The following is a 14,757-nucleotide window of genomic DNA, read 5'->3' as shown; positions in this document are numbered from 1 at the left end:
TATATGCCTTTGAACCAACTTATTAATTAGGGGTTGACATAAGCCAACCCCTATTTTTGTTTAGTAAATTTTAATTACTTATCTTCACCGATTGCCTTGTAATCTGATGGAATATCAAGACCCAGAGCCTTACAAAGTTCAACATTGTATTCCTTTGTAAACTTAGGAGCTGACTTAACTTCCATCTTAGAAATGTCTTTGCCATTTACAAGAACATCATAAGCCATTTCGCCTGTTGCATAACCAAGGTCATAGTAGCTGATTGAAAGTGTTGCAACACCACAACCTGAGCAAATACCTTCTTCACCGGCAATGATTGGTGTCTTTTCCTTTAGAGCAACATTGTTAACTGTCTTAGCACAGTTAGCAGCTGTGTTATCTGTTGGAACATAAAGAACATCACTTTCACCACAAGCTGTCTTTGTAACAGAAGCAACATCGTTAGAGTCGGCAAAAGTAAATTCCTTAACTGTCTTACCAAGTTTCTTTAGGTAATCTGTAATTGTTGTTGCCTGATACTTTGAGTTTGGTTCACCTGAACAATATAGAATACCAACAGTCTTTGAGTTTGGATATAGTTCATTAATCATATCAGCCTGTTCATCAAGTGGAGCAAGGTCTGTTGTACCTGATACATTAGCACCTGTTGTACCTGTCCAGTTGTCAATACCAAGAGCTGAACCGTAATCTGTAATAGAAGTACCTAGGATAGGAATAGTCTTTGTTGCAGAAACAGCAGCCTGTAAAGCAGCAGTACCGTTAGACATAATCAAATCAACATTGTCAGAAGCAAACTGATTGCAGATTGTAGCACAAGTAGCTGAGTCCCCTGCAGCGTTCTGTTCTGTGAAAGATACCTTGTCACCAAGTTTTTCTGTTAAATAAGCCTTAAAGCCCTTTGTTGCAGCATCAAGAGCAGGATGCTGAATAAGCTGACAGATACCGATTTTGTAACTTTTGTTTGCGTCATTACTTGAGCCGTTTGAGCTATTTGAACCACTGCCACAAGCAGTTGCACATAGAGCCATAGCAACAACACAAAGCATTGCTAATAATTTTTTCATTGTTTTTTCCTCCCAAATAGAGTTCCTCTCTATTTTTAATAACACAATTTTATCACAGTAAAATTTGGTTGTCAATAACGCTTTAAAGTGTTAAAGAATTAGCAAAAAAATTTAGTTAACTGCACAAATAAGCCTTCTTAAATTCGTTAAAATTGATAGTGATATTCTTTATATTTAGTTATTTTCACCATATACAATCCTTATTATTTGACACAATAAAGTCCTAAAATTAGCTATAAATCAAATATTGAAAATTTCTATATATATGATATAATAATTTTATCTATATATTTAAGAAAAATTTTTAAGCGAGGAACACTATGGCTGAGGAAATAAAGAACAATAATAATGAAGAAGTAATGTCAAGTAACTTCATCCATACTTTTATTGATGAAGATATTGCCGAGGGTGGTCAGTATGAAGGTAAAACAGTACACACTCGTTTTCCTCCTGAACCAAACGGCTACCTACACATTGGTCATGCAAAGGCTATTTGCATTGACTTTGGCACAGCAGAAAAGTACAACGGACTTTGTAACCTTAGAATGGACGACACAAACCCTACTAAAGAAGATGTAGAGTATGTTGATGCTATTAAGGAAGATATTAAGTGGCTTGGTTTTGATTGGGGTGACAGATTCTACTTTGCATCTGAATACTTCCCACAAATGTATGACTATGCAGTTGAACTTATCAAGAAAGGTTTAGCTTATGTTTGCGAACTAAACGCAGAACAGATGAAGGAATACAGAGGCGACCTAAAGACTCCGGCAAAAAGCCCATATAGAGACAGACCTATTGAAGAAAGCCTTGACTTATTTGAAAGAATGAAGAATGGCGAATTTGAAGACGGTAAAATGACACTTAGAGCAAAGATTGACCTTGCTTCAGGTAACTTTAGTATGCGTGACCCTGTAATCTACCGTATCAACCATATGGCACATCATAAGACAGGTACTGAGTGGTGCATTTATCCTATGTATGACTTTGCACATCCTATTGAAGATGCTATTGAGGGTATTACACATTCACTATGTACACTTGAATTTGAAAGTCACCGTCCACTATATGATTGGGTTATTGCTAATATTTCAGCACCGGCAAAGCCTAGACAGATTGAATTTGCTCGTCTTGGTATTAATAACACAGTAATGAGCAAGAGAAAACTTCGTCAGTTGGTAGAAGAAGGCTATGTTAATGGTTGGGATGACCCAAGAATGCCTACTCTATGTGGTTTAAGAAGAAGAGGTTATACACCTGAATCTATCCGTTCATTCTGTGAACAGATTGGTGTATCTAAGGTTAATTCAACAGTTGAATACGGTTTCTTAGAACATTGTCTAAGAAATGACCTTAACGATAGAGCAAACAGAATTATGGCTGTTATTCACCCTATTAAGCTAGTTATCACTAACTATCCTGAGGGCAAAACAGAAGAATTCACAGTAGAGAACAACCCTAACCACCCTGAAGATGGTGAAAGAACAATTACATTCTCAAGAGAATGTTACATTGAAAGTGAAGACTTTATGGAAGAACCTTTCAGAAAGTATCAGCGTCTATACCCTGGCAATGAAGTAAGACTAAAGTCAGCTTACTATGTTACTTGTACAGGTTGTGACAAGGATGAAAACGGCAATGTTACTACTGTATATGCTGAATATGACCCTGAGTCTCGTGGTGGTGATACTCCTGACGGTAGAAAGGTTAGAGGTACTATCCATTGGGTAGATGCTAACAACTATGTACCGGCAGAAGTTAGACTATATGACAATCTATTTACTGATCCTGAACCTGACACAGGTGACAAGAACTTCCTAGACTATATTAATCCTGAAAGTCTTGTTGTACTAAATGATTGTAAGGTTGAGGCATCTGTTAAGGATAACCCACATACTCATTATCAGTTTATGAGACTAGGTTACTTCTGTACTGACAACAAAGACAGTAGCAAAGACCACTTTGTATTTAACAGAAGTGTTAGCCTAAAGGATGGCTTTAAGAAGAAAAAATAATTTTCTTTAATATAACAACAAAAGGCATTGGTTATCCAATGCCTTTATTTTTAGATACGAGGTAAAATTTATGAATACTGTTCTTGTAACCGGTGGTTCAAAGGGTATCGGCAGTGCTATTGCTGAAGAATTTGCATCCCTTGGTTATGCCGTTGCAATTAACTACAACAAAAGTGAAGAAAAGGCAAAGGTTCTTTCCTTAGAGTTGATGAAAAAATATAAAGTACCTGTGGGTGCATACAAAGCTGATGTTAAAGACAGAAATGAAGTTGCAAATATGGTAGCTAAAATTAAGGATGAACTTGGAACAATAGTTATCCTTGTAAACAATGCCGGTATCAGCACACAAAAGGAATTTTCACAAATCACAAATGAAGAATGGAAAGTAATGTTAAGCACTCACCTTGACGGTGCATTTAACTGCACACAAGAAGTAATGCATGATATGATTTATCGTCAATACGGCAAGATAATCAACATTAGCTCTATGTGGGGTGTTACCGGTGGTAGTTGTGAAGTTCATTACAGTACTGCAAAGGCAGGTATTATCGGCTTTACAAAAGCTTTGGCAAAGGAACTTGCACCTAGCAATATTAATGTAAATTGCGTTTGTCCCGGTGTTATCAAAACAGATATGCTGAATATTTTTAGTGAGGAAACCTTAGAAGACCTTAAAAATAATACTCCACTAAAAAGATTAGGTACTCCTAAAGATATTGCAAAAGCAGTTGCATTTTTCGGTAGTAAAGATTCCGACTACCTAACCGGCAATATTCTAAATGTTAATGGTGGGTTTGTAATTTAAGATTGAAAACAATTTAATTCCTATAGCAAATTTTTATATTAATTATAAATTATTCCATCAGTAATAACCACTAAATTAGAAGAAAACTTTGGGTTACCGTTGTAGGGTCCACCATTGGTGGACCGAGCAAATTAGCCTTTATATTGATATATTGTCCTATGCAGATATTATAAATTTATAGTCTGTAAATAGGACAAAGTCCCATAGTTATCACACTTTTTAACGGTCGAACAATTAAGTGAACATCAAAGAAAACGAGCCATAGGCGAAGTTTGATTTGCTAATGTGAACTTATGCAAAAGTTTTTTATATAAAAACTTTTGTAGTGAAGCCCCTACAACTGTAAGCCAAAATATGATATAAAATACACAAAAGGGTTTCCAAACGGAAACCCTTATTTTTATATTACTATGTAATTACACATTAATTCCTTGTTGTTTTTTCACTATCTCAATATACTGTGACATAGTAATTTCTTTATTAAGCAATTTATTACACAAGAATTTATATTTATCTTCAACAGTAAAGTCCTCTATTTCAAGAGAGGCAGTTGCATTTCTAATAATTCTTTCATTTGTAAGTTGAGCTATAATGCACCTCCAAATATTAAATTATTTACTTTATTCTATATCTAGCTTTTATCTATGTCAATTACTTTTTCACTTAATAAACTCTAAAAATTCAGGGAAAATCTCTAGACTTCTTTCCAGTATTCCTTGCATATAGGCAATTGATGTACCGTAATTTGTGAAGGGTACATTTTGCTTAATTGCCATATTCATTCTGCTTTGGACTTCCCTTTCATTTAGCATACAACCACCACAATGAATTACAAGTTTATACTTTCCTAAATCATTTGGAAATTCTGTTCCACTGCAAAAATCAATTTCTATATTTTTATTTGTGAAATTGTTTAACCACTTTGGAAGTTTAACTGTGCCTATATCTTCACATTGTCTATGGTGAGTACAACCCTCTGCAATAAGAATTTTGTCACCGTCATTTAGGTCACTTATTGATTTAGCACCTTTTACTGCTGTAGCCAAAAAGCCTTTGTACCTGGCCATTAATATTGAAAATGAAGTTAAATAAATATCCTTTGGTGTATCAGCATTTGCCTTTTTGAATACCTGACTATCTGTAATAACCACCTTTGGCTTTTTCTTAAGGTTGTTAATAGTTTCGGTTATTTTGTCCTCTTTACACACAATTGCAGTACAGTTGCTATCAATAATATCCCTAATAGTCTGTTGCTGAGGAAGTATAAGCCTACCCTTTGGTGCTGACTTATCAATTGGCACAACTAAAATGGCAATATCACCTTCATTTAGTTTGTCACCGATAATCTTTTTATCCTCTACTTTTACAAAATGTGCAACCTTTTCCCTTAAATCATTAATACCTATATTTTCTGTGGCACTAACCATAATTTCATTATTAGATAGTTTGTCTAATTTTTGCAAATCCGTTTTGTTATATACCACAATATACGGAATATTCTTTTCCTTAAAAAGTGAAATCAACTTTCTGTCAAAATCATTCTTGCCTTTTGTTATATCAATCACAAGAATTGCAACATCGGTTTTCCTAAGAATTTGGAAAGTCTTTTCTACTCTTAATTTTCCTAAATCACTGTTATCGTCAAACCCCGGTGTATCTATAATTTCAACAGGACCTATTGGTAAAAGTTCCATTGACTTACTTACCGGATCGGTTGTTGTACCAAAAACATTTGAAACAACAGAAAGCTTTTGATTTGTAAAAGCATTTACAACAGAACTTTTTCCTGCATTGCAGTTGCCAAAAAATGCAATATGAAGTCTATTTGACTTTGGTGTAGTGTTCATAAATTCTCCTTAAAATCTAAAATCACGAATACCTTGTTCAATCTTTTCCAAATGGTCCTTACAAATTTCTTTTACCTTTTCTTTAGGAATATTCTCTAGTTCACTTTTAATCAGTTCTTCCCCAACTTTTCTTGTTTCTTCACTTGCATAGTCCATTAAATATTCCTTTAAGGTCATTAGTGCATTAGGGTGGCAACAGTTTTGTATTTGCTTAGATTTACAAAGTGCCATAAACCTGTCACCTGTTCTGCCCTCACGATAACAAGCAGTACAGAATGATGGAATGTATCCCATTTTCATTAACCACAATACAACTTCATCAAGTGTACGGTTATCGGAAACATCAAACTGTTCTGTATCGTGTGGTCTGATTTCCTCTGTATAGCCACCTACCGAAGTTCTTGATGCACCTGAAATTTGTGATACACCCAGTCCGATTACCTTTTCTCTAACTTTTTGACTTTCTCTTGTAGAGATAATCATACCTGTGTAGGGTACTGCAATACGGATTAATGCACAAATTTTTGCAAAGGTATCATCATCAATACCATTGTCAAAAACATCAGGGTCAATGTCATCTGCTCTTTTTATTCTTGGAACAGAAATTGTATGAGGGCCTACACCATGAACTGCCTCTAGGTGTTCAGCGTGCATTAGTAGTCCTGCAAATTCATACTTGTACATTTCAAGTCCAAAAAGTACACCAAGACCTACATCATCAATACCACCTTCCATTGCTCTGTCCATAGCCTCTGTGTGGTAGTCATAATTATGCTTTGGGCCTGTTGGATGCAACTGTTCATAACTTTTCTTGTGATAAGTTTCTTGGAACAAAATATATGTACCTATACCGGCTTCTTTTAATTTTCTATAATTCTCAACAGTAGTTGCAGCAATATTTACATTTACTCTACGGATAGCACCATTCTTATGCTTAATAGAGTAAATAGTGTTTATACACTCAAGTATATATTCAATAGGATTGTTCTTAGGGTCTTCTCCGGCTTCTATTGCAAGTCTTTTATGACCCATATCTTGAAGTGCAATAACCTCTTTCTTTACTTCCTCTTGAGTTAGCTTTTTTCTGCCTATATGCTTATTTTTCATATGATAAGGACAATATACACAACCGTTTACACAATAGTTAGAAAGATACAGTGGTGCAAACATAACAATTCTATTGCCATAAAAATCTTTCTTTATCTGCTTTGCAAGTGCATACATTTCCTTAATTTTTTCTTCATTGTCACAAGCTAAAAGTACAGATGCCTCTCTGTGGTTTAGACCTTTTCTTTCCTTAGCTTTCTCCAATATTTTATCAATTAATTCTAGGTTATCCTTATTTTTCTCAGCATAATCAAGGGTATCAAGGATTTCTTTGTCATTGATAAATTCCTCTGCTTTTAAGGATTTTACATTATATTCTGCCATATTTTCTCCTAACAAAAAGGCGCACCCATATTTGGGTACACCAATTAAACACTACCGAATAGTGCTTTGTGAACTCAATCTATAGTATAACAATTATACCATCACTGTTCTAATAATACAAGATATTGTGTTTTAAAATACAATTAGCACTTTTCAGGTTCGCCGTATTCTTCACCGAAAGTTTCAGCAGTTACTTTCTTCATAACCTGTGGGTCTAAAGGTCTATCCTGAAAATCTGTATCAACTTCAGCAATTTCATTTACAACATCCATACCTTCAATAACCTTGCCAAAAGCAGCATACTGACCGTCTAGATGTGGGCTTGTTTTGTGCATAACAAAGAACTGGCTACCTGCTGAATTTGGCATCATTGAACGAGCCATAGAAAGTACACCCTCTGTATGCTTTAAATCATTTTTAAAACCATTTCCTGAGAATTCACCCTTGATGCTATAACCAGGACCACCCATACCTGTGCCTTCAGGACAGCCACCCTGAATCATAAAACCGTAGATTACTCTGTGGAAGTTTAGGCCATCATAATAACCACTGTTTACTAGGCTTAGGAAGTTCTTTACTGTATTTGGTGCAATTTCAGGATATAGTTCAGCTTTAAAAACCTTACCGTTTTCCATTTCAAAAGTTACAATTGGATTTTTCATTTTTCATTCTCCTTATATAGAAAATTATTCTATATGTAATATTAACAATAAAGATGATTTTAGTCAAGGTTCATTTAACTTTAAAAGGTTTTACACTTTATGTTCAAGGTTTTATCACTTTAACCCGTTAATATAATAACTGTAAAGAAAAACAGAAAGTCTTTATGAGAAAACAGAATTCTTGAGAAACGGAAATTAAAAAAACGGGAGTGAATGTCTTGTACGTAATTAAAAACGCTTTGCGTAACATTATTAGAAATAAGGGTAGAAATATCTTGATAATGATAATTGCCCTTGTAATTGCTCTTTCAGCCTGTATTGCACTATCAATTAGACAATCAGCCGAAAGCACCAGAGAATCTACTTTGTCAGATATGGAGATAACGGCAAATATCTCAGTTGACAGAAGTAAGATGATGAAAAATGCTACCAGTAGTAGTTCGGACAGTAGTAGCAACAAAGAAAATATGAAGTCAGCTTTACAAAACACAAAGGACCTTTCCATTGATGAACTTGAAAAGTATGCTAAATGCAAAAGTGTAAAGGATTTCTACTACACACAATCAGCCTCATTAGATGCTAGTGGTAGCCTTGAAGCAGTTGACACAAGTAGCAATACTGATAGCTCAAGTAGTTCAAGTGACAGTTCATCAAGTAAATCTTCAAGTTCAGACAGTAAAAATTCTACCGATAACAACGGTAACACACCACCTGATATGCAAGGTAATAACGGTGGTCAAGGTGGACCTGAAATGAAAGGTGGTATGGGTTCACAAGGTGATTTTACTGTAATAGGTTATAGCAGTGAAAGTGCTATGACAGACTTTATTGACGGCACATCAAAAATCACAGACGGTAGTATGTTCGACATTAATTCATCAGACAAAAAGTGTTTAATCAGCAGTGAACTTGCTACTCTTAACTCACTTGAAGTTGGTGACACAATTAAACTGCAAAACCCTAATGATGAGGATGAAACCATCACCTTTACAATCAGTGGTATTTATACAAAGAGTGACTCTAGCAGTAGTAGTGAAAATATGATGGGCTTTAACGCAAGTAATGACCCTGCAAACCAAATCTACACAAGCTACAAGTGCTTATCATCAATCATCACAAAGTCAGAGAAGAATGCCTCTACTTCAACAGACAGCACTACAGGTATGAAAATGAGTTCTGCTATTAGAGGTCAAGTAAACGGTACATATGTATTTAGTTCAGTTGATGACTACAACAGTTTCCAAAAAGAAGCTAAGAAAGCCGGTTTATCAAGCGACTATACAATTCAGTCACAAGACCTTACTGAATATGAGAATTCTCTAGTACCTCTGGAAAACCTAAGTTCTTTTGCAGGTTGGTTCTTACTTATCGTATTAATTATCGGTGCAATTATTCTGATTGTATTTAATATGTTTAACATTCGTAACCGTAAATATGAAATCGGTGTACTTACTGCAATAGGTATGAAGAAGTGGAAAGTTGCACTTCAATTCTTAACAGAAACATTTATTGTAACATTTGTTGCTATTATTCTTGGTGCAATAATCGGTGCTTGTACCAGTGTACCAATTACAAATGCACTACTTGAAAATCAAGTTACTTCATCACAAACTCAGCAAACTCAAGTTGAACAGAACTTTGGTCGTGGCAGTGATACACAGAACAATAATTCCAACAGTTCTGACAATAACAGTAGCCAAGACAATAAGCCAAGTGACAATGGTCAAGATAAGGGCAACCCTCCAAGTGGTGGATTTATGGGACAAGCAAGTAACTACATTAGTTCAGTTTCTTCAGCAACGGACCTAATGGTTGTATTGGAATTAATCCTACTGGGACTTGGACTGACAATTGTAAGTTCACTAACCTCTGTTATTTTTGTAATGAGGTACGAACCACTAAAAATTCTATCTCAGAGAGATTAAGGAGGTAATAATATGGCAATACTTGAATTAGAAAAAGTAAGTTATGCTTACGACAGTAAAAAGGTTATTGTTCTGGATAACCTTGACTATACATTTGAAAATGGCAAAATCTACGCTATAACAGGTAGGAGTGGTGCAGGTAAAACTACACTGCTCTCCCTACTTAGTGGGTTAACCAACCCAACAAGTGGCAAAATCTTATATAAAGGTCAAGACATAAAAAAGCAAGATAAATACAAATACAGAAGTAACTGTGTGGGTGTTATCTTCCAAAGTTTCAACCTACTTACTAACCTCACTGCACTTGAAAATGTAATGCTTTCTATGGATATTTCAGGAAAGAAATTTACCGACAAAAAGCAATATGCTCTTGACCTTTTATATAAAGTAGGACTGACTGATGATGAGATTAACCGTCACATACTTAAACTTTCCGGTGGTCAACAACAGAGAGTAGCTATTGCTAGGGCATTATCCTATAATCCGGAAATCATCTTAGCTGATGAACCTACCGGTAATCTTGACCTTGAAACTCAGGATGAGATTATGGATATTTTCAAAATGCTTGCACATAAAGAAAACAGATGTATTATTCTTGTGACACATTCTCCTGATGTAGCTAAACAAAGTGACATTAACTATCAGCTACAGCCATTTAGGAAGAATACACCTAAAAAATAATGAACTTTGGTTCATTTAACTTTAATCACATTTACACATTATGTTCATTGTATTTTCACTTTCACAGAGTAATATAATGACAGTAAAGAAAACAACAACTAAATTTTTAATAGATAATTTTTTCATTTTTTCCTTTCTTGTAAAGAGCACCTGAACAGGTGCTTTTTGCTTTTGTGTTTTGTAAATAATTGCTATATATTCACCTACTTATTCTACTATATGAATATTGCATTACATTTTTATTTGGTATATAATTATTAATATGAAAAATATTATATTGAAAAGTAAAGGGACTATATTATTAGTCCTTTGTTTACTTATTACAACAGTTACTTGTGGTTGTGATGTAAGCGACAATACACAAGTAAGTTATAGTGGACTGACAGTAAGTTTCATTGATATTGGTCAAGGTGACAGCATATTATTACAATGTAAAGATGAGTCTATGCTGATAGATGCCGGTGAAAATGACAAAGGTGATACAGTAGTAAATTACCTTGAAAGTCACAATGCCACCAAGCTAAAATATGCAGTTGGCACTCACCCACATTCTGATCATATTGGTGGTATGGATACTGTGCTGAAAAATATTCAGACAGATACCCTAATTTGTCCTAAGGTTACATACAACACTAAAACTTGGAAAGATGTTGAAACCGAGGCTAAAAGTAAAAACACTAAGATTGAATATGCCAATGCCGGTGAAAGTTACACTTTAGGTGATGCTACATTTACAATTATCTCACCTAAGAAAAATCACATTTACAGTGACTGCAACAACTACTCAGTAGTTATTAAAGCCGAATATGGGGAAAATTCTTTCCTATTTACAGGAGACGCTGAAAAGTTAGTTGAGGATGAGATTCTGGAAAGTAATTATGACATAAAAGCTGATGTACTAAAGGTAGGACATCATGGCAGTTCAACCAGTACCAGTGAGAAATTCTTAAACAAAGTTTCTCCAAAATATGCAGTAATCAGTTGTGGTGTAAATAATGAATACGGTCATCCACATAAGGAAACTTTAGAAAAGTTAAAGGAAAGAAATATTAAAACTTACAGAACCGATTTAGAGGGTACTGTTGTTGCTCAAAGTGATGGTAAAGAAATCAGTTTTGCTACTGAAAAGAATAACAGTAGCAACATAAAAACCGAAACTTATACCACTAAAGGAAATAAAGGAACTACAATATCTAAAGAAAAATTTATAGGGAATAAAAACAGCAAAAAGTTTCACAAACCTAATTGTGACTCAGTTTATGCAATGAGTGATAAAAACAAAGTTTATTTTGATAATCGCAAGGATGCATTATATGAGGGATACACACCTTGTAAAAGTTGCAATCCTTAAATGAGGGGTTTTTATGATAAATACATTGTTGAAAGAAAAATCTGTATGGGAAAAACTTATGGTTACCAGAAAGCCGATTATACTTTACGGTATGGGTGATGGTGCTGATAGAGTTTTACAAGAATTTGAACTGCTAAATATTCACGCAAGTGGTGTTATGGCATCTGATGACTTTGTAAGAGGTCAAAGTTTTCACAAATTTACAGTAAAGACACTTGCACAGATAAAGGAAGAATTTAAGGACTTTATTATTCTTATTACTTTTGGCACACACATTCCGGAAGTTATGGCTAACATTAAGGCATTGGAAAAGGAATATGAAGTTATGATTCCCAGTGTACCGGTAGCCGGTGAATGTATTTTCAACAGAAGTTATCTTGTTAGAAACGGTGAAGAAATAATGAATGCTTACAACCTTATGGCTGATGAAGAGTCAAAGGAAGTATTCAAGAATATGTGCTACTTTGAATATACAGGCGAATTAAAGTACCTTTATGCTATGGAAAGTAGCAAAGATGATGCATTTAAAATTCTTAACCTAAATTCTGAAGAAGATTATCTTGACCTTGGTGCTTATCGTGGTGACACTATTGATGAGTTTCTAAAATACACTTGCAACCACTATCACTCAATTACTGCTCTAGAACCTGAACCAAAAACTTTTAAAAAGTTAGTAGAGGCTAAAGGTGACTTAGAAAATACAACATTGCTAAATAAGGCAGTATGGAGCTTTGACACAGAACTTGAATTTAGAGCAGATATGGGCAGAGGTTCACTTATCAAAAACAATGGTGGACTACTTGCAGAAACTGTCAGCATTGATTCTTTGGCAGAGGACACAAAGTTCACTTACATAAAAATGGATGTTGAGGGTGTTGAGTTTGTGGCACTTTCAGGTGGTATGACATTAATGGCTGAACATAAGCCAAAGCTAAACATTGCTTGTTATCACAGATGTTGCGATATTTACAGGCTACCTGCCGTTATCCATAGAGCCAACCCTAACTACAAAATATATATGCGACACCATCCATATATCCCATGTTGGGACACAAACTTATATTGTATATAAAATAATCTCCACAAGAATTCTTGTGGAGATTTTCTTTAGCTATTTACTTTTATCATAAGTGTTGCGTATGCATATTCAGGGGTGGAGTTATAAACTAGGTTAACACCTTTTTCTTGAAGATTATTTGATGAGTCATACAAGGCACTTTCTTTATTCAGTCCTTGCAAGTAAAGTGGAATATTCTTTTCTTTACACTTACTCAGTAATGTATCAACTGCATTTTCATCAGCAGTACCACTATGATACCCAACAAGCAAACAAGCCTTTGTATTATCATCAAAGTTAATCATACCAAAGTCTATAAATGGGTACATTTTTATGATAGCTACTTTATTATTAAATGTAATATTTTTACTGCATTTTATCATAGTTAAAGGACTGTTACCGGTTCTGAATTTATCGGAAAAATAATCAGCCTCCATAACAGTATCGGCACTAAAGATGCTGTCAAATACAGTCCACACCCCTACTCTATTGTCCATTATTATTTCAACTGAAGTTGTAAAGTTACTATAACCATTGCTTGTAGGGTCACTGAGGACTTTATCTGCACCTGTAAGTACAACAGGAATTTTATAATCTTTACAAAATATAGATACAAATGCTGAGGTATAAGAAAGTGTATCACTACCGTGAGTAATAATAATTCCCTTGTAGTCACTATAATCTTTCCTTAGTTCTGCAAAAAGCATTTCTATATTCTCAGTTTTAATATTTTCAGAAAGTATAGAATAAAGATTTACAACATCAAAATCAATATTGGAATTAAACTTTTCTTTCCACATTGAAGCTATGTTAGAGTCTTTATTATTCTTTACAACACCATTAACCTTTTCGCTACCAACTGTACCACCGGTAAGGATAACCTTTATCTTCATAAAATCACCTATTGTTATTATAAGTAAAAATTCTAGTATAACTAAAAAAAGCCGTCATAAAGACGGCTTTAATTTTTATCTCATTAGCTATTTACTACCTGAGTAATAACTTTCTTAATGTTTGTTTCTGTTAGGCCAAAGATTTCCAATAGTTCCCAAGCAGGACCTGAGTAACCGAATCTATCGTTAACACCAATTCTTGTTACAGGAACAGGACAATACTGAGATGTAACTTCACAAACTGCATCAGCAAGACCACCCATAACATTGTGTTCTTCAACTGTAATAATCTTACCTGTTTCCTGAGCTGCCTTAATAATAATATCCTTATCAATTGGCTTGATTGTGTGGATATTAATTAATCTTGCATTGATACCTTCTTTTTCAAGAGCCTCTACTGCCTTTCTAGCCTCGTTAACTACAAGACCTGTAGCAATAACAGTAACATCGTTACCTTCGTGTAGAGTGATACCCTTACCAAGTTCAAATTTATAATTTTCCGGATCGTTAAATGAATCAATAGCAAGTCTGCCAAGTCTGATATAAACAGGACCATTGTGTTCAAGAGCAGCCTTTGTTGCTGCCATCATTTCCCAATGGTCAGCAGGGTTAAGAATTACCATATTAGGGATAGTTCTCATAATACCAATGTCTTCTAGGCACTGGTGAGTTGCACCGTCTTCACCTGTTGAGATACCTGCATGAGAACCGGCAATCTTAACATTTAGGTTAGGATATGCAACAGAGTTTCTAATCTGTTCAAATGCTCTACCTGTTGAGAACATTGCAAAAGATGCTGCAAATGGCTTTTTGCCGGCTGCTGCAAGACCTGCTGCAACGCCAATCATATTGCTTTCTGCAATACCACAGTTGATAAATCTTTCAGGATACTGCTTCTGGAAAATACTTGTCTTTGTTGCTGCTGAAAGGTCAGCGTCTAGTACAACAATATCTTCATCAGTTTTTGCTAGTTCACAAAGTGCTTCGCCAAAACTTTCTCTAGTTGCCTTAGTTACTTTTTCCACG

The 14,757-nt window shown here is 34.8% G+C and carries 12 protein-coding genes; 6 read left to right on the top strand and 6 right to left on the bottom strand.

The features are described from left to right. Positions 1-74: 74 nt before the first annotated feature. Positions 75-1,064, bottom strand: a complete 990-nt coding sequence (locus tag E5Z56_RS05930; protein WP_138157007.1) for an ABC transporter substrate-binding protein — start codon at positions 1,062-1,064, stop codon at positions 75-77. A 320-nt stretch (positions 1,065-1,384) separates the two neighbouring features. On the opposite strand from E5Z56_RS05930, the gene E5Z56_RS05925 reads away from it, so the two are divergent. Then, the gene (locus E5Z56_RS05925; RefSeq protein ID WP_138157006.1) at positions 1,385-3,079 is read left to right on the top strand and encodes a glutamine--tRNA ligase/YqeY domain fusion protein; all 1,695 of its coding nucleotides are present in this window, start codon (positions 1,385-1,387) and stop codon (positions 3,077-3,079) included. A gap of 70 nt (positions 3,080-3,149) precedes the next feature. Then, a complete protein-coding gene (ymfI, locus tag E5Z56_RS05920) occupies positions 3,150-3,884 on the top strand; it encodes an elongation factor P 5-aminopentanone reductase (protein WP_138157005.1) in 735 nt (244 codons plus the stop codon). A 659-nt stretch (positions 3,885-4,543) separates the two neighbouring features. On the opposite strand, the gene hydF is transcribed toward ymfI, so the two are convergent. The 3 genes from hydF to E5Z56_RS05905 all read right to left on the bottom strand — a co-directional run bounded on the left by hydF (position 4,544) and on the right by E5Z56_RS05905 (position 7,824). Next, positions 4,544-5,731: a [FeFe] hydrogenase H-cluster maturation GTPase HydF gene (gene hydF / locus E5Z56_RS05915; RefSeq protein ID WP_138157004.1), complete on the bottom strand. Its 1,188-nt coding sequence runs from the start codon at positions 5,729-5,731 to the stop codon at positions 4,544-4,546. Between the two features lie 9 nt (positions 5,732-5,740). Next, positions 5,741-7,162: a [FeFe] hydrogenase H-cluster radical SAM maturase HydG gene (gene hydG, locus E5Z56_RS05910; RefSeq protein ID WP_138157003.1), complete on the bottom strand. Its 1,422-nt coding sequence runs from the start codon at positions 7,160-7,162 to the stop codon at positions 5,741-5,743. 143 nt (positions 7,163-7,305) lie between these two features. Beyond that, complete coding sequence (locus E5Z56_RS05905; protein ID WP_138157002.1) at positions 7,306-7,824, bottom strand: peptidylprolyl isomerase; 519 nt, start codon at positions 7,822-7,824, stop codon at positions 7,306-7,308. A gap of 218 nt (positions 7,825-8,042) precedes the next feature. Between E5Z56_RS05905 and E5Z56_RS05900 the strand changes: the two genes are divergently transcribed. The 4 genes from E5Z56_RS05900 to E5Z56_RS05885 all read left to right on the top strand — a co-directional run bounded on the left by E5Z56_RS05900 (position 8,043) and on the right by E5Z56_RS05885 (position 12,853). Beyond that, entirely contained in the window at positions 8,043-9,749 is a 1,707-nt protein-coding gene (locus E5Z56_RS05900) for an ABC transporter permease (RefSeq protein WP_207668576.1), read from the top strand. Between the two features lie 12 nt (positions 9,750-9,761). Continuing rightward, positions 9,762-10,430 (top strand): ABC transporter ATP-binding protein, encoded by a 669-nt coding sequence (locus tag E5Z56_RS05895; protein WP_138157001.1) that lies wholly within the window; start codon positions 9,762-9,764, stop codon positions 10,428-10,430. A 277-nt stretch (positions 10,431-10,707) separates the two neighbouring features. After that, complete coding sequence (locus tag E5Z56_RS05890) at positions 10,708-11,781, top strand: ComEC/Rec2 family competence protein (protein WP_232842404.1); 1,074 nt, start codon at positions 10,708-10,710, stop codon at positions 11,779-11,781. Positions 11,782-11,794: 13 nt separating this feature from the next. Continuing rightward, a complete protein-coding gene (locus tag E5Z56_RS05885; RefSeq protein WP_138156999.1) occupies positions 11,795-12,853 on the top strand; it encodes an FkbM family methyltransferase in 1,059 nt (352 codons plus the stop codon). Positions 12,854-12,888: 35 nt separating this feature from the next. Here E5Z56_RS05885 and E5Z56_RS05880 read toward each other — a convergent pair whose 3' ends face one another. Both E5Z56_RS05880 and E5Z56_RS05875 read right to left on the bottom strand, forming a co-directional pair. Next, positions 12,889-13,731, bottom strand: a complete 843-nt coding sequence (locus tag E5Z56_RS05880; protein WP_138156998.1) for an asparaginase — start codon at positions 13,729-13,731, stop codon at positions 12,889-12,891. Positions 13,732-13,814: 83 nt separating this feature from the next. After that, on the bottom strand, positions 13,815-14,756 hold the full coding sequence (locus E5Z56_RS05875) for a transketolase family protein (protein ID WP_138156997.1): 942 nt from the start codon (positions 14,754-14,756) through the stop codon (positions 13,815-13,817). Position 14,757: the final 1 nt, after the last annotated feature.

The sequence above is a fragment of the Ruminococcus bovis genome, assembly GCF_005601135.1.
Classification (GTDB): Bacteria; Bacillota; Clostridia; order Oscillospirales; family Acutalibacteraceae; genus Ruminococcoides; species Ruminococcoides bovis.
Note: the sequence above shows the minus strand (reverse complement) of the source record. Positions and strands in the feature narration are given on the sequence as shown.

Excerpts from the sequence above, each read along its gene's own strand:
- E5Z56_RS05885 (WP_138156999.1), top strand. The coding sequence starts at position 11,795 with ATGATAAATACATTGTTGAAAGAAAAATCTGTATGGGAAAAACTTATG.
- E5Z56_RS05925 (WP_138157006.1), top strand. The coding sequence starts at position 1,385 with ATGGCTGAGGAAATAAAGAACAATAATAATGAAGAAGTAATGTCAAGT.
- hydF (WP_138157004.1), bottom strand. The coding sequence starts at position 5,731 with ATGAACACTACACCAAAGTCAAATAGACTTCATATTGCATTTTTTGGC.
- ymfI (WP_138157005.1), top strand. The coding sequence starts at position 3,150 with ATGAATACTGTTCTTGTAACCGGTGGTTCAAAGGGTATCGGCAGTGCT.
- hydG (WP_138157003.1), bottom strand. The coding sequence starts at position 7,162 with ATGGCAGAATATAATGTAAAATCCTTAAAAGCAGAGGAATTTATCAAT.
- E5Z56_RS05930 (WP_138157007.1), bottom strand. The coding sequence starts at position 1,064 with ATGAAAAAATTATTAGCAATGCTTTGTGTTGTTGCTATGGCTCTATGT.
- E5Z56_RS05905 (WP_138157002.1), bottom strand. The coding sequence starts at position 7,824 with ATGAAAAATCCAATTGTAACTTTTGAAATGGAAAACGGTAAGGTTTTT.
- E5Z56_RS05895 (WP_138157001.1), top strand. The coding sequence starts at position 9,762 with ATGGCAATACTTGAATTAGAAAAAGTAAGTTATGCTTACGACAGTAAA.
- E5Z56_RS05880 (WP_138156998.1), bottom strand. The coding sequence starts at position 13,731 with ATGAAGATAAAGGTTATCCTTACCGGTGGTACAGTTGGTAGCGAAAAG.